This window comes from Arthrobacter sp. TMS2-4 (assembly GCF_054511075.1).
Map to the genome: position 1 here is coordinate 22,295 of NZ_JBTNDI010000013.1, position 20,081 is coordinate 42,375.

The window sequence follows — 20,081 nt, forward strand, 5'->3', positions numbered from 1 at the left end:
AGTTAAGGACCACCGGGGCTGCCAGGCCGCCCCGCCGAACCAACCAAGGAGGCGCGGATGGGACTCTTGGAGACGATCCACGGCCCGCAGGACCTGAGCAAGCTCAGCGACGCGCAACTGACGGCCCTCGGACAGGAGATCCGCTCCTTCCTGGTGAGCAACGTCTCGCGCACGGGCGGCCACCTCGGCCCCAACCTGGGGGTCGTCGAGCTCACCCTCGGCATCCACCGTGTCTTCGACTCGCCACGCGACAGCATCATCTTCGACACGGGCCACCAGTCCTACGTGCACAAGCTGGTCACCGGGCGCCAGGACTTCAGCACGCTCCGGCAGGAGGGCGGCCTGTCCGGGTACCCCTCACGCGCGGAATCGGTGCACGACATCGTCGAGAGTTCCCACGCGTCGTCCTCGCTCTCCTGGGCGGACGGCATCTCACGGGCCCGCGTCCTCAGCGGCGAAGGCGACCGCTACACCGTGGTCCTCGTGGGCGACGGCGCCCTGACCGGCGGCATGGCATGGGAGGCCATCAACAACATCGCCGCGGACAAGCGGCGCCGCGTGGTGATCGTGGTCAACGACAACGGGCGCTCGTACGCCCCGACCATCGGGGGCGTCGCCGACTACCTCGCGTCGCTGCGACCCACCCTCGACTCGGTGCGGACGCACCGCGTCTACGAACGCACGCTGGACCGGGTCAAGAACGGCATGCAGAACGGCGGCCCGATCGGGGAGTTCAGCTACAAGAGCCTGCACGCCCTCAAGAAGGGCGTCAAGGACTGGTGGGCGCCACAGGGCCTCTTCGAGGATCTCGGCATGAAGTACGTGGGACCCGTGGACGGCCACGACCAGTCCGCCGTCGAGCAGGCCCTGCAGCTCGCCAAGAAGTACGAGGGACCGGTGATCGTGCACGCGATCACCGAGAAGGGCCACGGCTACGCGCCCGCCCGGGCCCACGAGGCGGACCAGTTCCACGCCGTCGGCATCATCGATCCGGAGACCGGCGAACCCGTGGACGGCGCCGGGTCGCAGTCCTGGACCTCCGTCTTCGCGAACGAGATCGCCGATATCGCCGACGAGCGCCCCGACATCGTGGGCATCACCGGGGCCATGCTGATTCCCGTGGGTCTGCAACGCTTCGCCGCCCGCCATCCCGACCGCGTGTTCGACGTCGGCATCGCCGAGCAGCACGCCGTCACCAGCGCGGCCGGTATGGCCTACGGCGGACTCCACCCCGTCATCGCCCTCTACGCCACCTTCCTCAACCGGGCCTTCGACCAGCTCCTCATGGACGTCGCCCTGCACAAGGCAGGCGTGACGGTGGTCCTCGACCGGTCCGGCGTCACGGGGCCCGACGGCGCGAGTCACCACGGCATGTGGGACATGGCCCTGCTGCAGGCCATTCCCGGACTGCACCTCGCCGCACCCCGGGACGCGTCCCGGCTGCGTGAGGAACTGCGCGAGGCCGTCGCCGTCTCGGACGCCCCCACCGTGGTGCGGTACTCCAAGGGTTCCGTGGGCGCCGAGGTGGAGGCCGTCGAGCGTCTCGACGACGGCGTCGACGTCCTCTCTCGCCGGCCCGCCGGCTCCCGCACCAACGACGTCCTGATCGTCAGCGTGGGCGCCATGAGCGAGCTGGCGCTCGACGTGGCGAACAGGCTGGGCGCGCAGGGCATCAGCTCCACCGTCATCGATCCCCGCTGGCTTCTCCCGGTCCGCCGGTCCGTGATCGACCTCGCCGCCGAACATCGGATCGTGATCGTGATCGAGGACGGCGTCCGCGCCGGAGGCGTGGGGTCCAGGATCCGTCAGGAGATGCGCTCGGCGGGCGTGGACACCGCACTCAACGAGGTGGGCCTCCCGGTCGAGTTCCTCGACCACGGCTCGCGCAGCCAGGTCCTCGCGCGCGTCGGACTGACCGCGCAGAAGATCACGCACGACGTCGTCGCGCAGGTCCTCGGCACGAAGGTCCCCGTGGCCCGTCCGCTCGCCGGTGACCACGCTCCCGCCACGGACCAGTTCCCGCGCAGCTGACCCCCGGCCGCTCCCTGGCGCTTCTCCGGGGCGGCGTGGGGGACGTCTCTTTCGAAGGGCGGTGTGAGACAATGACGAAGGCTGGCGAGGGAACCACATTCCCCCGCCGGTCCAGTGACAGGCTTCCGTTCCGCAAGCGATGCTCCCGTCCTACCGAGTCCGCCCGTCGGCGGAAGTAGGCGGAATCCGCCGGCGGGACCCACCGTCCACCGCGACGGTCGAGTTGGAAAAGCGCCACTGGTCGTCGAGTGATTCAGCACCCCCATGACGGTGCGACCTCGGACGACATGACATCGACTTCCGGCCGGCCGCCGGGCGAAAGGCCCGCAGCCGGCCGACATACCGCCCCCGAGGGCGCTGGAATGTGGCCGGTGCCGCAGGGGCCTGGAGCGAGCACCTCATGGATCAGTCAGAACAGCAGACGAACGACCAGGCAGCAGCGGAAGCATCCGCCTCCGTGCAGGACCCCGGTGCCCCGGCCGCACCGGCGAAGACCCCGAGGAAGCGCCGCACGGCGAGTGCCCCGGCCGGAGCGCCACCCACGGCGCCGCAGGCGGCGCCCGACGCCGCGGCAACCGGCGGGGCCGATGCCCCCATCACTGCTGCCGCCGATACGCCCGAGGAAACCGCCGCGCCGATCCGCAAGAGGGCGACGCGCGTGCGCAAGCCGGTCGTCGTGACCGATCAGACCGCCGGCGACAGCGCTGCGGACGCCGCAGAGGCGACGCCGGCAGGGTCCGACGACGCCCCCGCCGCACCGGCCCGCGCACCCCGCACCCGCCGCCGGGCTGCCAGCGCCGAGGCAGGACCCGCCCGCGCGGTCGCCGTCGAGCCCGCAGCAGCGCCGACCGCCGACATGCCGGCGGAGCCCGCCGTGACCGAACCGGCGGGTGCCGGGACGCAGGCCGCAGGTACCGGATCGCCCGACGCCGCGGCCCCCACCGACACCCCCGCCGGCACCCCTGCTGACGCTCCCGCCGCCCCCGCGCGGGCGCCCCGCACCCGCCGTCGGGCTGCCAGCGCCGACGCCGGACCCGCGCGACCCGCCGAGAGCACTGCCGGGAGCACCGGCCAGAGCCCTGTCGAGAGCCCTGTCGAGAGCCCTGTCGAGAGCCCTGTCGAGAGCACCGAGGAACCGGCTGTCGGGGCGGATGCAGCCGCCGAGGCCGCCGTCGAGGAGAAGCCGAGCCGTACCCGCCGCGCCTCCGGCAGGAGCCGCAGCCGCCGCGCCGCGGAGCCCGCGGAGCAGGACGGGCCGGCAGGGGACGCCCCTGCCGCCGGGGCTGCCACCGCCGCGGACGGTGCCCCCGCTGCCACCGAGGCCGGGAACGCAGCGGACGCCGCCGAGGGCGTCGACGCCGCGGACGCCACGGAGTCGGAGGAGCCCACCGACGGCGGCCGCCTCGACCCGTTCTCCATCCCGGAGTCGCCGCTGTCCCTCCTGTTCCATGCGCCGGATCTCACCACGGTGTCCGTGCCCTCCGTGAAGGTCGCGCCGCCGCGCGAGGACGCGGAGGCGGAAGAGGGCGAGTCCGAGGAATCCGGCCGCCGCTCGCGCCGCAGCCGTCGCAGCAGGGGCCGCAGCCGGGCTGATGCGGGCCAGACCGAGTCCGGCACCGAGGACGCTGACGGACAGGACTCGGAGGACCGCCCCAACGGGAACGGACCCGAGGAGGGCGCCAGCGTCACGTCGCGCCGCCGCCGTCGCCGCCGTCGCGGAGACCAGGATCTCGAACTCACGGGCGGCGAGGACGACGACCCGCCCAACACCGTCACCCGCGTCCGTGCGCCGCGCCAGGCCAGCGAGCCCGTCTCCGACCGCGTGACCAGCGTGCGCGGATCGACGCGCCTCGAGGCGAAGAAGCAGCGCCGCCGCGAGTCCCGCGACACCGGCCGCCGCCGCCAGGTCATCACGGAGGCGGAGTTCCTCGCGCGCCGCGAGTCGGTCGACCGCCAGATGATCGTCCGCCAGTCGGACGACAGGATCCAGATCGGCGTGCTCGAGGACGGGATGCTCGCGGAGCACTTCGTCTCCCGGACGCAGCAGGACTCGCTGATCGGCAACGTGTACGTCGGCAAGGTGCAGAACGTGCTGCCGAGCATGGAGGCAGCCTTCGTCGACATCGGACGCGGCCGCAACGCCGTGCTCTACGCCGGTGAGGTCAACTGGGACGCCGCGGGCCTCGACGGCCAGCCGCGCCGCATCGAGCTCGCCCTGAAGTCCGGAGATCCCGTTCTCGTCCAGGTCACGAAGGACCCGGTGGGACACAAGGGCGCCCGGCTCACGAGCCAGATCTCCCTGCCCGGCCGCTACCTCGTGTACGTCCCAGGCGGGTCAATGACGGGCATCTCGCGCAAGCTGCCCGACGTCGAGCGGAACCGGCTCAAGCGCATCCTCAAGGATCGCCTCCCGGAGAGCGCGGGCGTCATCGTCCGCACCGCGGCCGAGGGTGCCAGCGAGGAGGAGCTGACCCACGACATCAACCGCCTCCGCGCGCAGTGGGAGGAGATCGAGCGCAAGGCCGGCTCGACCAAGACCCTCGCACCCGAACTGCTGTACGGCGAGCCGGACCTGACCATCAAGGTGGTTCGCGACGTCTTCAACGAGGACTTCTCCAAACTCGTCGTCTCGGGTGAGGACGCATGGGACACCATCGAGGCGTACGTCATGTACGTGGCGCCGGACCTCGTGGGCAGGCTGGAGAAGTGGACCGGCGAAGAGGACATCTTCGCGGCGTCCCGCATCGACGAGCAGATCTCGAAGGCCCTGGAGCGCAAGGTCTTCCTGCCCTCCGGCGGGTCCCTCGTGATCGACCGTACCGAGGCCATGACGGTCGTCGACGTCAACACCGGGAAGTTCACCGGCAGCGGCGGCAACCTGGAGGAGACCGTCACCAAGAACAATCTCGAGGCCGCCGAAGAGGTGGTCCGCCAGTTGCGCCTGCGGGACATCGGCGGCATCATCGTCATCGACTTCATCGACATGGTGCTCGAGGCCAACCGCGACCTCGTCCTGCGGCGCCTCGTGGAGTGCCTCGGACGTGACCGCACCAAGCACCAGGTCGCCGAGGTCACCTCGCTGGGCCTCGTCCAGATGACGCGCAAGCGCATGGGCACGGGCCTGCTCGAGGTCTTCGGCGAGGACTGTGAGCACTGTGCTGGACGCGGCGTCGTCACCTACATGGAGCCCGTGGAACACCGCCGCTCCACCACCGGTGAGAACCAGCAGCAGCCGCGCCAGGACAAGCCGTCCAGGAACGAGCGCAAGCGCAACCGTGGCCGCGGGGGGCAGCAGGACGAGGCCCCCGCGCAGGTCCCGGCGCCCGTGGTCGAGAGCCCCGACCGCGCCGCGAAGGCCGAGGCCGCCCGCGCTGCCCTGGCGAGCATCGCCGCCGCGACCCACCACGCCCACGAGGAGCCGTCCCGGCAGGACGTCCCCGAGCCGGAGGTCCAGGTGACGGAGGCTGTCCTGACGATCAACGGTGAGACGGTCACCCTGCCCCGCGCCGAAGGTCGCCGACCGGCCGTCCAGGAGGACGTCGAGGCCCCGGCCACGCGCCTGACCCTCGACAGTCTGAGCGAGGCCTTCAACCGGAGGCCTGCCGGCGCGGAATCCGTCGACGGGCGCGAGCCGACCGACCCGGCGCCCGCGGAGACGCCCCCCACGGAACCGGCGGCCGCTGGAACCGTCGAACCGGCGGGCGCCCCACGGGCGGCGGTCGCCGCGCCTCCCGCCGGTGGCACCGCCCGCGCGGCGCGTCCGCGGCGCCGAGTGGCCCGCAGCGCTCAGGGCGCAGCGGATACGGCCATCGAGACGCAGGGTGCGGAACCCGCCGTCGAGCCGGCCGGATCGAGGCACATGGCGAAGGCCACGGCGCCGACGGTGAAGCCGGAGACTCCCGCCGCCGAGCCGCTGATCTTCGGCGTCGGAGTGCCCGCCTCCGAGCTGTAGGGATCACCCGGGCGGCAGGACCGTCCGACCGGAAAGGGCCGGAGTCCGCAAAGGACTCCGGCCCTTTCGTCTGCCCGGGGGCCGCGAACGGGAAGGCGCGCATGTCGGGCAGCGCATGACGCCGTGCGCCTCGGTCAGGTTTCCGCGTGCGTGCGGAGGCGGACCGGCGGGCCGACCCCGAGAAGCGTGCTCCGCAGCTCGGCGGGCAGCACCCGCCCCGTATCGGCGGTCGGTGTCCACTCATCGATCCATCGGCTGAGTGACGCCAGGTGACCCGCGGCATCGACACCGCCGAGCCAGAGCACCGGACCGGTCAGGTCGCTGTCGGTCGTGCGGAGTGCGACGGCCGCGACCGCCCCCTGGGCACATTGCTGCATGCACGGCGCGGCGACGAGCACGCCTCCGGAGGAACGGGCGACGCACTCGGCGAGACCGCCGTCGCCGGATGCCTTGGTGAGGGCGGCGCACCGGTGGCCACGGCACAGTGCGACGACGACGCCGGCCGGCTCCTCGGGCGCACCGTGGTGGCTGGTGTTAGGTGGGGGACGGGATGCGGGCCGGCGCTCACTGCCAGGCCCGGGGCGCTCCTCGCGTTCGGGCGTCACGTCATCACCGCCCTAACCCTGCCGGGCCTTCATGCGGGGATTCTTCTTGCTGATGACGAATGTCCTGCCGCGTCGCCGGACGATCTGCGCGCCCGGGACTTTCTTGAGGGCTCGGAGGGAATTGCGGACCTTCATGGTGCTCCTTCGGGGTGGGTGGTGCGGGTCGTGTTCCGGGTCGTCGGGGCCGGAGTGCCTGCGCCCATGACGAGCAGTTCCTCGTCGGTGAGGGCGCAGGCTTCCAGCAGGGTCATGATGTCGTCGTCGTCCAGCTCGTCGCCGGTGAGGGCCAGGTGCGTACCCCTGCTCCATTGACCGTGCCGCGCATCGGCACTCCAGGCGCCGCCGTCGATCAGGGAGATCCGCGGGCCCACTCCCTGGACCGCGACGCGGGCATCCACGCCCGCGATCCAGACGTTGCCCCGGACGAAACAGCACCCCTCGGAGATGGCGCCCAGGGCGGTGCGGAACCGTTCCGGATGCAGCGGGCGGGCTACCCGGCACTGCACGGTGCGGAACTCGGCCGACGTCGTCGCAGGGGTCTGCACTATGCCGGGCAGGCTGCGGGCACGCGCCATCGCGTCGTCGTGGACTCCCAGCGCATCGAGGTTTCCTGCTCTCGGGCGTCCGGCATCGGGCATGCCGGGCGGGGCGGCCGCGCGGGAGGTTGCCACGACGATGGCGTGGGGCGCGAGTTCGCCGACGAGCTGCAGGCCCCGACTGCGCAGGGTCGGATCCTCCGGAAGAAGCTCACTCGTGGTGGGGAGGACGGTGTCGGCGAAGAGGAGTTCGCCGATCAGGAACTCGCCCGGTGTGCGGGAGTCCTCCGGTACCGCGGTGTAGCCGGAGGCGAACAGGGTGTGCTGGTCCCACAGCTGGTCCTCCACGTCCTCCGGCCGGACAGCCAGGGCCACGGTCTCCACGGTGAACGCCCGCGGTGCGACGGTGCCGAGTCCGTCGATCGCGTTCTCGGCCGTGGTTCCGGGCGGCAGCCCGACGATCGCGCGGGTGGCACCCTCCTCGGCCAGGCGCAGGAGCGTCGGCGCGAGATCGAACCGGACCGTGCAGCTCAGGCATCCGTGGTCGAGGACCATCGACGCCCGCTCGGTGACGTCGCCTCCCACATGTACCCGACGGGCCACCACGCCGTCGTCGAGCAGATCGTGCAGGACCACGGGAGTACCAGCAGAGCCTCCCGCAAGGGCGAACACCGCGCTGTTGCGGCTGAGTCCATCGAGGGACGTGACGAGGATGAGATGCATGGCGTCCACTATATGAGAACGATTCTCATAAACGCAACGGAACGCCGGTCGCGCGGACCCGGATCGGCACAAGCCTCGCCTTCGCCCTCCACGCCGTCCTGGCCGTGTCCCGCCCCTTTCTCGCCCGCAGCGGCACGGCCGGCTCCTGTCCCGGGACGGCGGATGAGCGGTGACCCGGAGGGGGCACCCGATGACGAGCAACCCGGCAGCGATCTGCACTGCTCGAGCCTGCCGACGCTGCGGGCGTATCGAGGAGATCGGCGGTTCTGCCTACTGACGCATGCGGCGAATCCGGGGGAGGCGCGTCACACCGGGGCGGGAGCTGCACGTCGATCGACCAACCGCTGATTTGCGGGAAGAGGAGGTACTGCCGTAATCTTGACCCTCGGTGCATCCGCCTGTTAACCGGCATGTCCGTGGGTATCCGCCAGGGCTCTGACCCGTCAGATCCTGACGACGCCAGTGGCCCCAGGGTTCGGTGTCATGGACACGGAGCGGGGCAGGCGCGCAGAGCAACCTCAGGATTGCTGTCGAGGCGCACCCTAGTTTTTTCATCAGAAGTCAAGATTGTCGAGAGAAGTGAGTTCCCAAGTGGTGTACGCGATTGTCCGCGCAGGCGGCCGCCAAGAAAAGGTTTCTGTAGGAGACCTCGTTACCCTTGACCGCGTCACCGGTCAGGCTGGAAGCACGTTCAAGCTCCCCGCCCTCCTTCTGGTAGACGGCGCCAAGATCACCTCCGCAGCGGAGGACCTCGCAAAGGTCACCGTCACTGCCGAGATCGTCGAGAATCTTCGTGGACCGAAGATTGTCATCCAGAAGTTCAAGAACAAGACCGGCTACAAGAAGCGCCAGGGTCACCGTTCGGAACTGACCCGCGTAAAAATCACAGGTATCGCGTAGTCCCTTCGGGCTATCGATCGGTTCCGTAGAACATTCCAGCGAAGGCAGGCATAACCCATGGCACATAAAAAGGGCGCAAGCTCCACTCGCAACGGCCGCGACTCCAACGCCCAGTACCTCGGCGTGAAGCGCTTCGGTGGCCAGGTCGTCAAGGCCGGCGAGATCATCGTCCGCCAGCGCGGCACCCACTTCCACCCGGGCGCCAATGTCGGCCGCGGCGGCGACGACACCCTCTTCGCACTCGAGGCAGGTGCCGTGGAGTTCGGCACGCGCCGCGGACGCAAGGTCGTCAACATCGTGGGCGCCGCAGCAGAGTAATTCTGCGCACGGTACACCAGGCATTTCGGGTGGGGTGAGCCTCTACGGCTCGCCCCACCTTTCTTTAAGCCGATTAGACTCGGCACAGTGAAGCATTTGTAGAAGGAGATCAACGTGGCGAGCTTCGTTGACCGCGTAGTCCTGCACGTATCCGGCGGCACCGGTGGCCACGGCTGCGTTTCCGTCCACCGCGAGAAGTTCAAGCCCCTCGGCGGGCCCGACGGCGGCAACGGCGGCGACGGCGGCGATGTCATCCTCCGCGTGGACCACCAGACCACGACTCTCCTCGACTTCCACCACGCACCCCACCGGCACGCCACGAACGGCGGCAACGGGATGGGCGACTGGAGGGGCGGCAAGAGCGGCGAGACCCTGATCCTGTCCGTCCCGGACGGCACCGTCGTCAAGACGAAGGACGGCGAAGTGCTCGCCGACCTCGTGGGCGAGGGCACCGAGTTCGTCGCTGCGGCCGGCGGCCAGGGCGGACTCGGCAATGCCGCCCTGTCCTCCCAGAAGCGGAAGGCCCCCGGCTTCGCGCTGCTCGGCATCCCCGGGGACGAGCGTGACGTCGTCCTGGAGCTCAAGTCCATCGCGGACATCGCCCTCGTCGGCTTCCCCTCGGCCGGGAAGTCCAGCCTCATCGCCGCCATGTCTGCCGCCCGCCCGAAGATCGCGGACTACCCCTTCACCACCCTCGTGCCCAACCTCGGCGTCGTCGAAGCCGGGTCCACGCGCTTCACCATCGCGGACGTCCCCGGCCTCATCGAGGGTGCGAGCGAGGGCAAGGGCCTCGGTCACCACTTCCTCCGCCATGTGGAGCGATGCGCCGCCCTGGTGCACGTGCTCGACTGCGCCGCGCTCGAGACCGACCGCGACCCGCTCAACGACCTCGCGATCATCGAAGGCGAACTGGACAAGTACGCCGTCGACATGAGCTTCGCCGGACCCGACGGCGACGTCGTCCCCCTGAACGAGCGTCCACGCCTGATCGCGCTCAACAAGGTGGACGTGCCCGACGGCAAGGACATGGCCGGCTTCGTCCGCCCCGAGCTCGAGGCGCGCGGCTACCGCGTCTTCGAGGTGTCCGCCTCCAGCCATGAGGGCCTGCGTCAGCTCGGGTTCGCCATGGCGGAGATCGTCGAGAACGCCCGCAAGGCGGTGGCCACCGCCCCGCCGCGGGTCGAAGCCCCCGTGCTGCGCCCCCGCGGCGTCAATGCCGCATCGTTCAGGATCCGCCACGAGGAGAAGGATGCCCTGCCTCTCTTCCGCGTCCTCGGCGAGAAGCCCGAGCGCTGGGTCAAGCAGACGGACTTCACGAACGACGAGGCGGTCGGCTTCCTCGCGGACCGCCTCGCCAAGCTCGGTGTGGAGGAGCAGCTCTTCAAGACGGGCGCGAAGCCCGGCGACACCGTGGTGATCGGCGAGGGCGACGGCGTCGTCTTCGACTGGGAGCCGACCATGATGGGCGGCGCGGAACTGCTCGCCGGCCCGCGCGGGTCCGACCTGCGCCTCGCCGAGTACGTGCGACCCACGCGCGAGCAGAAGCGCGAGGAGTACCAGGAGCGCAAGGACGCGAAGGCTGCGGCCCGCGCCGAGCTCGAGGCCGACCGCAAGGCGGGCGTCTGGACCGAGTCCGTGCAGAACCGGAAGCAGGCTGCCTCCGCCCAGAAGGGCGCGGACGCCGAGACCGAGGACTAGACCCCCGTGGCCGTGGACCACTCCCGGCAGCCCCTCGCGTCCCGCGAGGGGCTCGCTGCGGCGGGCCGGATCGTCGTCAAAGTCGGCTCGTCGTCACTGACCTCGGTCTCCGGCGGCATCTCTGGTGAGGCCCTCGTACGGCTCGCCGACGTCCTCGCGGAGCGGCGCACCGCCGGCACCGAGATCATCCTCGTGTCCTCCGGCGCGATCGCCGCCGGACTCGCACCCCTGGGACTGGCACGCCGGCCGTCGCAGCTGTCGGCACAGCAGGCCGCGGCGAGCGTGGGGCAGGGCCTGCTGATGGCCAAGTACTCCCAGGCCTTCGCGGCGCACGGCGTGACCGTGAGCCAGATCCTGCTGACCGCGGACGACCTCATCCGGCGGTCCCACTACGCCAACGCGCACCGCGCGATGGAGCGGCTGCTGAACTTCGGCGTGATCCCCATCGTCAACGAGAACGACACCGTCGCAAGCCATGAGATCCGTTTCGGGGACAACGACCGCCTTGCGGCGCTCGTGGCGCACCTCGTCAAGGCGGAGGCGCTCATCCTGCTGTCCGACGTGGACGCACTCTACGACGGGCCGCCGAGTGCCGGCGCCAGCCGCATCCCGCACATCGGGTCACCCGCCGACCTCGACGGCGTCACCATCGGGCGCACCGGCCGGGCCGGCGTCGGTACCGGAGGAATGGTCACCAAGGTCGAGGCCGCGACGATCGCCGCATCCTCGGGGATCCCCGCGCTGGTCACGTCGACCGCGAACGCGGCCGCCGCACTGCGCGGCGACGACGTCGGGACCTGGTTCACGGCCACCGGCAAGCGCCAGCCGATCCGGCTGCTCTGGCTCGCCCACCTCGCCCGGGTCCTGGGCACGCTCGTGCTCGACGACGGTGCGGTGCGCGCCGTGGGGGAGCGGCGGCGGTCCCTCCTGGCCGCGGGCGTCGTGGATGTGGACGGCGTGTTCGAGGCGGGCGACCCGGTCCAGCTCGTGGGCAGCGACGGCACCGTGGTGGCGCGCGGCCTGGTGAATTACAGCTCGGACGAACTGCCCCGCATGCTCGGCCGGTCCACCCACGATCTCGCACAGGAGTTCGGCGCCGAGTACGAGCGCTCGGTGGTGCACGTGAACGACCTCGTGGTGCTCCAGGCGGCGCCCGCGTCATGAACTGCCTGTCCTCGGCTGCCGGGGCGGCTTCTCGCTAGACTGGAGGAATGACCGACCTGCAGGCCGAGCCCACCGAAAGGACCGACGCCGCTGCGCTGTCCCCCGAGCAGCTCACCGACGCCGTCCACGCCATCGCCGACCGCTCCCGTGAGGCGTCGCGCATCCTCGCCCGCGCCACCCGGGCCCGCAAGGACCGCGTGCTCCTGGCGATCGCCGAGGCGCTCGTCAGCCGGCGGGACCTCGTACTCGCCGCCAACCGGACCGACGTCGAACGCGGCCGCGCGGCCGGGACCTCCGCTTATCTCCTGGACCGCCTGAGCCTCGACGCCGAGCGCGTCGGCAAGCTTGCCGAAGCACTGGCGCAGCTCGCCGCCCTGCCGGATCCCGTGGGCACCGCCGTCCGCGCGGAGACCCTGCCCAACGGACTCCGGATGAGCCAGGTCCGCGTTCCCCTCGGCGTCGTCGCCGCGATCTACGAGGCCCGTCCCAACGTGACCGTGGATATCGCCGGCCTGGCCCTGAAGAGCGGCAACGCCGTGATCCTGCGCGGCGGCAGTGCTGCCGCGGCCACCAACGCGGCGCTCGTCGGGATCATCCGCGACACCCTCGAGGACCACGGGCTGCCCGACGACGCCGTCCTCAGCATCGACGAGTTCGGGCGGGAGGGCGCCCAGGTGCTGATGAAGGCCCGCGGCCGGGTGGACGTCCTGATCCCGCGCGGCGGTCGGGAGCTGATCCAGTCCGTCGTGACGACGGCACGGGTCCCCGTGATCGAGACGGGGGAGGGCAACGTACACATCCTGCTCGACGAGAGCGCCGACGAGGAGATGGCGGTGGACATCCTGCTCAACGCCAAGACGCAGCGTCCCAGCGTCTGCAACACCGTCGAGACCCTCCTCGTGCACGCCCGATCGGCGGCCGCGCCCGAGGTCCTCGCAGCGCTCGTCCGCGCCGGCGTCACGCTGCACGTGGACGAGCGTGCCCGCGGTTTCCTTCCGGCCGGCACGGAGGCGCCGCCGGCGACGGACGACGACTGGGGGCGCGAATACATGCAGCTCGACCTCGCCGTGCGCACGGTGGACAGCGTCGACGATGCGCTGCAGCACATCCGCCGGTGGAGCACCGGCCACAGCGAGGCGATCATCACCAACAACCTCGCCTCGTCCGAGGAGTTCGTGGCCGGCGTCGATTCCGCGGCTGTCCTGGTCAACGCCTCCACGCGGTTCGTGGACGGTGGTGAGCTGGGCCTGGGCGCCGAGGTGGGCATCTCGACCCAGAAGATGCACGCCCGGGGTCCGATGGGTCTGGCCGAGCTCACCACTACCAAGTGGATCGTTCAGGGGGCAGGGCACGTCCGCCGCTGACGACCCCCGGCGGGGGAGGCGACCTCCCGTTACGCGTACCATGGAACGTGATGACCGCGCCGGTCCGCAGCGGACCGGCGGACCCTGAATCGACAGAGGATTGACGATGCTCTATTCGCTCGGCAGCGCATTGCTGGCCACCGAAGGCGTGGAACACCACACCGAACTGCCCATGTCTCCGCTCACGTACGGCCTGATCGTCATGGGGATCCTGCTCACCCTGATGATCGTCACCGTGTCGTTCTCCAACGTGCGGAACCGCCACGAGGCCGTCGAGGAGCACCTGGACCCCCACAAGCAGCACACCAACAAGCACGACCACGGCGAAGCGAACCGGCTGTAGCGGTCCAGGTGGCAGCAGATACTTCCGAGCGGGACGTCATGGGCGGCGTGAGGCAGCGGCACCACGACGGATCGCCCTGGCGCCTCGGGGTGATGGGCGGAACGTTCGATCCCATCCACCACGGGCACCTGGTGGCCGCGAGCGAGGTGGCGTCCGTATTCGACCTTGACGAGGTGGTCTTCGTCCCCACGGGCCAGCCCTGGCAGAAGGCCGACAAGGACGTGACCGCCGCCGAGCACCGCTACCTGATGACGGTGATCGCGACGGCGTCGAATCCGAGCTTCACCGTGAGCCGCGTCGACATCGACCGGCCGGGCCCCACGTTCACGATCGATACCCTGCGCGACCTCAAGGCGGAGCGGCCCGACACGCAGCTGTTCTTCATCACCGGCGCCGATGCCATGGCCCAGATCCTGACCTGGAAGAACGCCGACGAGCTGTGGTCCCTCGCCCACTTCATCGGGGTGACGCGGCCCGGGCACGAACTCGACGGGCGAGGCCGCGATGTCAGCCTGATGGAGGTGCCCGCGATGGCGATCTCGAGTACGGACTGCCGGCACCGGGTCGGTGACGGGAACCCGGTCTGGTACCTGGTGCCCGACGGCGTGGTCCAGTACATCGCGAAGCACCGCCTCTACCGGGGGGTCCGGCAGCCCGGGACGCGGACGGCGTCGCAGCAGGGGGACGAGCCCGTCCCACCCACGGAACAACGGCACCGGGAAAGCCCGAGCTCCGTCCACTGACCTACGGTTACATCAGCATCACGTCAGCATCGAGCAGGACGAATGACAGCGCACGGATCACCGGGTCCCATACAGCGGGCCGTGCCGGGTCGAAGGGGGCCGGACATGGCAGCGGGGAACAGTTCGATGGACGTCGGCGTGCACGACGGCGCTCAGGGGCGGTTGGAGACCCCGACGCGCCGCCAGTTGCGGTTGCAGCGGGTCGAGGGGGGCGCAGCGGCGCCGGAATCGCAACCCACCCCGGCGACTGACCAGCGAACGGGCACCGTCAGGCCGCCGCTGCCCGGCGGGCGCCGGGATCGCCGTCGTCGCCAGGGCGCGGCCCTCCCTGCGGAGGACATGAGCGTCGAGGAGGCCCCTGCCGCCCGCCAGTCGATCGCGGATGACGCGGCGCAGCACCTGGCGGATCTCCGGGCGGCCGGGACGAAGGACTCCCTGACGGTCGACCCCACCGTGCTCGCGCAGCAGAAGGCGCTGGCTGCGCGCGCAGCCGCCCTGACTTCGCGTGCGCTCCGTGCCCAGAGGCAACCGGAGCAGGATCAGCAGCGTCCGCCCGAGCCGCTGCCCGTGGCGGACGACCCGACGACGGCCCACAACCTGTCGATCATCGCTCCACCCGACATGGTTCGGGTGCCGGGCACCGGGCAGTCCGTCCTGCGGGCGCCGAGGACGTCGTCCATCGCCGTCGTCCTGCCCGCGCGGAGGAAGGAACCAAGGGAGGGCGCGGCCCCGGACGCGGGCACCGAGCCGGTCGGAGCGCGTAATGCCTTCGGTCTGGACCCCCTCGACGCGATGACCGCGGGCCTCGGACGGCTGCGGCGCATGCGGTATCTGCAGTATGCGGTGCTCGTTGTGGGCGCGACCGCGCTCACGACCGGGATAATGATGACAGTCAGCTCCCTCAATGGGTGAAATTGCTGGCCACACACAAGGAGATCAGTGAGCGCTACCGAACAGTCCATTGGCATTGCACGCACCGCGGCACATGCCGCAGCGGACAAGATCGCCCAGGATATCGTCGCCATCGACGTCAGTGACAGGCTCGCGATCACGGACATCTTCGTGATCGCCTCCGCGCCGAGTGAGCGGCAGGTCAACGCGATCGTCGACGGGATCGAGGAGGAACTCTCCAAGCAGGGCCTGAAGCCCGTGCGCCGTGAAGGCCGCAGTGAGGGCCGCTGGGTCCTCCTGGACTACGCCCAGGTCATCGTCCATGTGCAGCACGAGGAAGACCGTGTGTTCTACGCCCTCGATCGGCTGTGGAAGGACTGCCCTTCCGTGGACCTCGAGCTCGGGGATGCGCTGCAGAGCTCACCGCAGGTCGCGGCGTCCGACGTCGTCCCGGAGTGACGCGGAACCCCCACGCCCATCCCGCGGCCCGACGCATCGTCTTCTGGCGGCATGGTCGCACCGAGTGGAACCATGCCGGCCTCTTCCAGGGCCAGGAGGACATCGACCTGGACGAGACCGGGCGTGAGCAGGCCGTGTTGGCGGCCGAGGTGCTGGCGCTGAAGGCACCGTCGTTGATCGTCTCCTCGGACCTGCGCCGGGCTGCTGATACGGCCCGGGCGCTCGGGGAGCTCACGGGGCTGCCGATCGTCTACGACGAGCGCCTGCGTGAGACGGATGCCGGCTCCTGGCAGGGCCTGTCCTTCGCCGAGATCGACGAGCAGTACCCCGACGACAATGCCTCCTGGCGGGGCGGCGACCCCGAGGTGCGTGCAGGCGGTGCCGAGAACCGGATCGACGTCGGTGAACGCATGCTCGTGACTGTGACGGAGGCCGTGGAGCGGATCGGTCCCGCCGAGACGCTCGTCGTCGTCAGCCACGGCGGGTCCATCAGGGCGGCGCTGGCGGCCCTGATGGGATTGCCGCCTGAGCGCTGGGGCGCCCTCGCGGGGCTGTCGAACTGCCACTGGTCCGAAGTGCACGAGGTGGTGGACAGGGCCGGAGCCCTGTTCTCATGGCAGTTGACCGAGCACAATGTGGGTCTGGGTTCCCTCCCCGAGGAACCGCTGGAGGGCTGAACAGGTGCGGGGAGCCGATTTGGCGAAGCCGCCGGAATTCACTAGACTGAATGAGTTGCTTCGGCCGGTTTGCCCGGACGATGCAGTGCAGTCTCGGGGCTATGGCGCAGCTGGTAGCGCACCTGCATGGCATGCAGGGGGTCAGGGGTTCGAATCCCCTTAGCTCCACAACGAACCGCTGGATCACAGGGTAAACACCCCGATCCAGCGGTTTTTTGTTGCCCGGCTGATGTACATCGTCCTCCGCCTGCACCGACGACTTCCCGGGGAGCGTGAGGTGAGAATCAATCCGGTTCTTCTGGGGGATTGTCGCGTGCACCCACCGATAAATTGAGGATCGTGGACGGTTGGCGTGCTTCGGACCCCGGAGACCTCGTCCTTCCCTCGGGTCGGCTCATTCGTGGTCGTGGCCTGCGTCATGCGACGGCAGGGAGCAGCGTTCCGGATTTCGGGCTCTACCCGTCGAACAATCAGCCGGCCCGGCAGCGGGAACGGGCGACGTCACCTTCACGCGGGGGAGGGCACCCGCGTCTCCCGGCTTTCTGGTGACCATCGGCCCGGTTCAGAACCAGTGATCGGCGCTATGATGACCACCTTCGATGAGGTGGTCATCATGATCGGTAGCACGCTCCGGCGGATGGTTCTGGCGGTTGGGACATCACTCGCCCTCCTGTTCGGGTTCGTCACCGTTGCCCCGCCCGCTCAGGCCGCACCCCTGTATGGGCACGACATCTCCTGGCCGCAATGCCCCACGTCCGTCGGCGGATTCGGCCTCCCGCTGCCGCCGGTGTCCACCCAGTTCGTCATCATCGGGCTGACGAAGGGCCTGCCGTTCACCGAGAACCCGTGCCTGGCGAGCCAGGTCGCATGGACGAGGACCAACAACAAGAAGACCCACGGTTACGCGATGGCCGCGTATCCGACCGCAGCGCAGCTCAGCAGCTACGGTTCCCGGGGGCCGTGGGCCGCCACCACCCGGGCCGCTCAGCTCTCCAACGTGCGCTACGCCGAAGCACAGTTCGCCGTTGCCAGCATGACCAGGATCGGCTTTCGTCCGCCGGTCGTATGGATCGATGTCGAACCGCGGCCCGCTCAACCCTGGCCGACGAGCACCGCCGCCCAGCAGCGGGACAACCGGCTCATCATCGAAGGGATGATGCGCGGACTCCGTGACGCGGGATTCTCCTACGGGCTGTACTCCTATGCATCGGGGTGGGCTGAGATCACCGGGTCGTGGCGCTTGTCCGGGGTGCCGGTGTGGGCCACTGCCGGGAGGCTCGATTACCCGAACGAGGCGCTGGATCGGTGCCGGCAACCCAGCTTCTCCGGCGGGCGGGTGTACATCTCCCAGTGGTATGACGACACACGGGACTACGACCTGACGTGCGAACCCTACGCCTTCACGCCGCTGGCCATCCCGGCCTCGACCCTCTCCCGGTCTACCGCCGACTTCGACAGCGACTGGAACGCGGACCTCCTTGCCCGCGTCACCGCGACAGGAGACCTCCGGCTGTATCGCGGGAAGGGAGACGGCGGAGTGTGGCCCGGCGTGCGCATCGGGGTGGGTTGGTCATCCATGAGCGTGCTCGAAACGCCGGGGGACTTCGAGGGCGACGGGAAAGCCGATGTGCTGGCCCGTGAAGCGGCGACCGGATATATGTGGCTGTATCGGGGCAACGGCGCCGGCGGGTGGTTGCCGCGGGTACGGATCGGCAGCGGCTGGAACGGCTTCAGTTCGATCGTGGGGCCTGGTGATTTCAACGGTGACCAGTTCGTCGATGTCCTCGCCCGTGAGTCGGCGACCGGCTACATGTGGCTGTACCCGGGGAACGGTCGGGGCGGATGGCTGCCGCGAGTGCGCGTGGGCAGTGGCTGGAATGCCTTCAATTCCATCGTGGGGCCCGGGGATTTCAACGGAGACGGACAGGTGGACGTCCTCGCCCGCGAAGCCGCGACCGGCTACAGGTGGCTGTACCCCGGCACCGGCAGAGGCGGATGGTTACCGCGTGTACGGATCGGCAGCGGCTGGAACGCCATGACCGCTGTGATGGGTCCGGGTGACCTCAACGGTGACCGCACCGCCGACGTCGTCGCGCGGGACGTCCGGGGCGATCTGTGGCTCTATCGGGGGAGCGGCTCCGGTGGATGGCTGTCCCGGGTGCAGATCGGCACGGGGTGGAACGGCATCAACGCGATCTTCTGAGGTTCGGCCCTTGTCAGGATCCCCGGACGGCCGCCAGGGCGTCGCGTACCGCGTCGACGGCGACTGTCGTGTCGGCGTCGTCCGTGCTCCAGTTGCTCACCGAGATCCGCAGGATCTCCCGATCCTGCCATCGCGAACCGGACATCCATACCCGACCGTCTGCAATGAGCCGGGCCGTCACCGCCCGCGTGGTGGAGTCGTCGCCGAACGCCAGCGAGACCTGCGTGTATGAAACGTCGTTGAGCACCTCCACGCCATCCATAACGGCCAGTCGCTCGGCGAGTTGCTGGGCGTGGAGCACCAGCGTCCGGACCTGATGCGCGACGCCGTCCCGACCCAGCGATTTCAGCGCCGCCCACACGGGGACGCCACGGGCACGCCGTGACAGTTCGGGAACAGTCTCGAAAGGGTCCGCCAGGCCGTCCACGTCCTGGATCAGGTAGCTCGTATGCACGCCCATGGCCGCACGCAGCGCGACTGTGTCCCGGACCACCGCGATCCCACAGTCGTAGGGGACGTTCAGTGTCTTGTGTGCGTCGGTACCCCACGAGTCCGCTCCCTCCACACCTGCGGTCAGTGCCGCGAGTTCCGGAACGGCGGTGGCCCACAATCCGAAGGCACCATCCACGTGGACCCAGGCGCCGTGCGCTTTGGCGACGGCGATCGCTTCCGTGAAGGGGTCGAAGGCACCGGAATGCAGGTTCCCGGCCTGCAGGCAGACCAGCATCGGCGCGCGGCCCGATCTGCCGACACCCCCGCTCCGTGCGGGGGTGGAGACGAGGTCCAGAGCGCGGTCCAGTTCCATGGGGTCGATGCGGCCCTGCCGGTCGACCGGGACCACCGTGGGTCGGCCCAGGCCCAGGTAGCGGAGCCCCAGGTCGATGGTGTCGTGGCGCTCCTTGCCCACGAACGTGTGGATCCGTGGCCCACCGGTGAGACCCTCGGAGTCCGAGTTCCAGCCGGCGTCGGCCATCAGCCGCCACCGAGCCGCGGCCAGGCCCGTGAAGTTGGCCATCGTGGCGCCCGTCGCGAAACCGACATCGGACTTCGGAGGCAGCTTCAGGAGATCCAGCAACCATCTGCCGGCGGCCTCCTCGATGGCCGCGGCGGCGGGGGTCGCGAAGCGCAGTCCCGTATTCTGGTCCCACGCGCTGACCAGCCAATCGGCAGCCAGGGCTGCGGGGAGCGTGCCACCCATGACCCAGCCGAAGAAGCGTCCGGAGGGGATGGCCATCAGTCCGGGTTCCGCCTTCGCGGCCAGGTAGTCGACCACAGCGGTCGCCGGGGTTCCCGCCTGGGGCAGGCGGCCGCCGAAGTCCGCCTCGAGGTCGGCGGCGGTCCGGCTCGGACCGACGCGCCGCTGGTCTTGGCTGTCCAGCCACCGGCGGGCGTGACCGAACGCCGCGGTCAGGGCACTTCTGTAGTCTTCCTCAGGTGCTGACATAGCGGCATGCTACGCCCGCGGTCCCGCAGG

General features: G+C 70.0%; 17 protein-coding genes and 1 tRNA gene. 14 read left to right on the forward strand and 4 right to left on the reverse strand.

Annotation, left to right across the window (positions count from 1 at the left end; all coding sequences use genetic code 11):
* Positions 1–57: 57 nt before the first annotated feature.
* On the forward strand, positions 58–2,031 hold the full coding sequence (dxs, locus tag ACX80F_RS14305; protein ID WP_459337071.1) for a 1-deoxy-D-xylulose-5-phosphate synthase: 1,974 nt from the start codon (positions 58–60) through the stop codon (positions 2,029–2,031).
* A gap of 400 nt (positions 2,032–2,431) precedes the next feature.
* Entirely contained in the window at positions 2,432–5,983 is a 3,552-nt protein-coding gene (locus ACX80F_RS14310) for an Rne/Rng family ribonuclease (RefSeq protein ID WP_459337072.1), read from the forward strand.
* Positions 5,984–6,117: 134 nt separating this feature from the next.
* Here the strand turns inward: ACX80F_RS14310 and ACX80F_RS14315 are convergent, their stop codons facing one another.
* Genes ACX80F_RS14315 through ACX80F_RS14325 form a run of 3 tightly spaced genes read right to left on the reverse strand, consistent with a single transcriptional unit; the run spans position 6,118 to position 7,847 of the window.
* Positions 6,118–6,588, reverse strand: coding sequence for a hypothetical protein (locus ACX80F_RS14315; protein ID WP_459337073.1), 471 nt, complete (start codon positions 6,586–6,588; stop codon positions 6,118–6,120).
* A gap of 12 nt (positions 6,589–6,600) precedes the next feature.
* Positions 6,601–6,723 (reverse strand): type B 50S ribosomal protein L36, encoded by a 123-nt coding sequence (ykgO, locus tag ACX80F_RS14320; RefSeq protein ID WP_459337074.1) that lies wholly within the window; start codon positions 6,721–6,723, stop codon positions 6,601–6,603.
* Positions 6,720–7,847: a GTP-binding protein gene (locus ACX80F_RS14325; RefSeq protein ID WP_459337075.1), complete on the reverse strand. Its 1,128-nt coding sequence runs from the start codon at positions 7,845–7,847 to the stop codon at positions 6,720–6,722. Before ACX80F_RS14325 ends, ykgO begins: the two co-directional genes overlap by 4 nt.
* 591 nt (positions 7,848–8,438) lie before the next feature.
* Between ACX80F_RS14325 and rplU the strand changes: the two genes are divergently transcribed.
* The 12 genes from rplU to ACX80F_RS14385 all read left to right on the forward strand — a co-directional run bounded on the left by rplU (position 8,439) and on the right by ACX80F_RS14385 (position 18,607).
* Positions 8,439–8,747 (forward strand): 50S ribosomal protein L21, encoded by a 309-nt coding sequence (rplU, locus tag ACX80F_RS14330; RefSeq protein WP_087073581.1) that lies wholly within the window; start codon positions 8,439–8,441, stop codon positions 8,745–8,747.
* Positions 8,748–8,804: 57 nt separating this feature from the next.
* The gene (gene rpmA, locus ACX80F_RS14335; protein ID WP_028280075.1) at positions 8,805–9,065 is read left to right on the forward strand and encodes a 50S ribosomal protein L27; all 261 of its coding nucleotides are present in this window, start codon (positions 8,805–8,807) and stop codon (positions 9,063–9,065) included.
* A gap of 114 nt (positions 9,066–9,179) precedes the next feature.
* Positions 9,180–10,763 (forward strand): GTPase ObgE, encoded by a 1,584-nt coding sequence (gene obgE / locus ACX80F_RS14340; protein ID WP_459337076.1) that lies wholly within the window; start codon positions 9,180–9,182, stop codon positions 10,761–10,763.
* 6 nt (positions 10,764–10,769) lie between these two features.
* Positions 10,770–11,927 (forward strand): glutamate 5-kinase, encoded by a 1,158-nt coding sequence (gene proB, locus ACX80F_RS14345; RefSeq protein WP_459337077.1) that lies wholly within the window; start codon positions 10,770–10,772, stop codon positions 11,925–11,927.
* Positions 11,928–11,974: 47 nt separating this feature from the next.
* The gene (locus ACX80F_RS14350; protein WP_459337078.1) at positions 11,975–13,291 is read left to right on the forward strand and encodes a glutamate-5-semialdehyde dehydrogenase; all 1,317 of its coding nucleotides are present in this window, start codon (positions 11,975–11,977) and stop codon (positions 13,289–13,291) included.
* Positions 13,292–13,397: 106 nt separating this feature from the next.
* A complete protein-coding gene (locus ACX80F_RS14355; protein WP_459337079.1) occupies positions 13,398–13,634 on the forward strand; it encodes a hypothetical protein in 237 nt (78 codons plus the stop codon).
* Between the two features lie 92 nt (positions 13,635–13,726).
* Positions 13,727–14,377 (forward strand): nicotinate-nucleotide adenylyltransferase, encoded by a 651-nt coding sequence (gene nadD, locus ACX80F_RS14360; RefSeq protein ID WP_459337128.1) that lies wholly within the window; start codon positions 13,727–13,729, stop codon positions 14,375–14,377.
* Positions 14,378–14,482: 105 nt separating this feature from the next.
* Positions 14,483–15,289, forward strand: coding sequence for a hypothetical protein (locus tag ACX80F_RS14365; RefSeq protein WP_459337080.1), 807 nt, complete (start codon positions 14,483–14,485; stop codon positions 15,287–15,289).
* Positions 15,290–15,316: 27 nt separating this feature from the next.
* Positions 15,317–15,727, forward strand: a complete 411-nt coding sequence (rsfS, locus tag ACX80F_RS14370; protein WP_459337081.1) for a ribosome silencing factor — start codon at positions 15,317–15,319, stop codon at positions 15,725–15,727.
* Positions 15,724–16,404: a histidine phosphatase family protein gene (locus ACX80F_RS14375; protein ID WP_459337082.1), complete on the forward strand. Its 681-nt coding sequence runs from the start codon at positions 15,724–15,726 to the stop codon at positions 16,402–16,404. Before rsfS ends, ACX80F_RS14375 begins: the two co-directional genes overlap by 4 nt.
* Positions 16,405–16,499: 95 nt before the next feature.
* A tRNA-Ala gene (locus tag ACX80F_RS14380) sits at positions 16,500–16,572 on the forward strand.
* A 415-nt stretch (positions 16,573–16,987) separates the two neighbouring features.
* On the forward strand, positions 16,988–18,607 hold the full coding sequence (locus tag ACX80F_RS14385) for an FG-GAP-like repeat-containing protein (RefSeq protein WP_459337083.1): 1,620 nt from the start codon (positions 16,988–16,990) through the stop codon (positions 18,605–18,607).
* Between the two features lie 13 nt (positions 18,608–18,620).
* On the opposite strand, the gene ACX80F_RS14390 is transcribed toward ACX80F_RS14385, so the two are convergent.
* Positions 18,621–20,051, reverse strand: coding sequence for a pyridoxal phosphate-dependent decarboxylase family protein (locus ACX80F_RS14390; protein ID WP_459337084.1), 1,431 nt, complete (start codon positions 20,049–20,051; stop codon positions 18,621–18,623).
* Positions 20,052–20,081: the final 30 nt, after the last annotated feature.

Coding starts and splice junctions, on each gene's coding strand:
- dxs (WP_459337071.1), top strand. CDS start 58: ATGGGACTCTTGGAGACGATCCACGGCCCGCAGGACCTGAGCAAGCTC.
- ACX80F_RS14310 (WP_459337072.1), top strand. CDS start 2,432: ATGGATCAGTCAGAACAGCAGACGAACGACCAGGCAGCAGCGGAAGCA.
- ykgO (WP_459337074.1), bottom strand. CDS start 6,723: ATGAAGGTCCGCAATTCCCTCCGAGCCCTCAAGAAAGTCCCGGGCGCG.
- ACX80F_RS14325 (WP_459337075.1), bottom strand. CDS start 7,847: ATGCATCTCATCCTCGTCACGTCCCTCGATGGACTCAGCCGCAACAGC.
- rpmA (WP_028280075.1), top strand. CDS start 8,805: ATGGCACATAAAAAGGGCGCAAGCTCCACTCGCAACGGCCGCGACTCC.
- ACX80F_RS14350 (WP_459337078.1), top strand. CDS start 11,975: ATGACCGACCTGCAGGCCGAGCCCACCGAAAGGACCGACGCCGCTGCG.
- ACX80F_RS14355 (WP_459337079.1), top strand. CDS start 13,398: ATGCTCTATTCGCTCGGCAGCGCATTGCTGGCCACCGAAGGCGTGGAA.
- nadD (WP_459337128.1), top strand. CDS start 13,727: ATGGGCGGAACGTTCGATCCCATCCACCACGGGCACCTGGTGGCCGCG.
- ACX80F_RS14365 (WP_459337080.1), top strand. CDS start 14,483: ATGGCAGCGGGGAACAGTTCGATGGACGTCGGCGTGCACGACGGCGCT.
- ACX80F_RS14385 (WP_459337083.1), top strand. CDS start 16,988: ATGATGACCACCTTCGATGAGGTGGTCATCATGATCGGTAGCACGCTC.
- ACX80F_RS14390 (WP_459337084.1), bottom strand. CDS start 20,051: ATGTCAGCACCTGAGGAAGACTACAGAAGTGCCCTGACCGCGGCGTTC.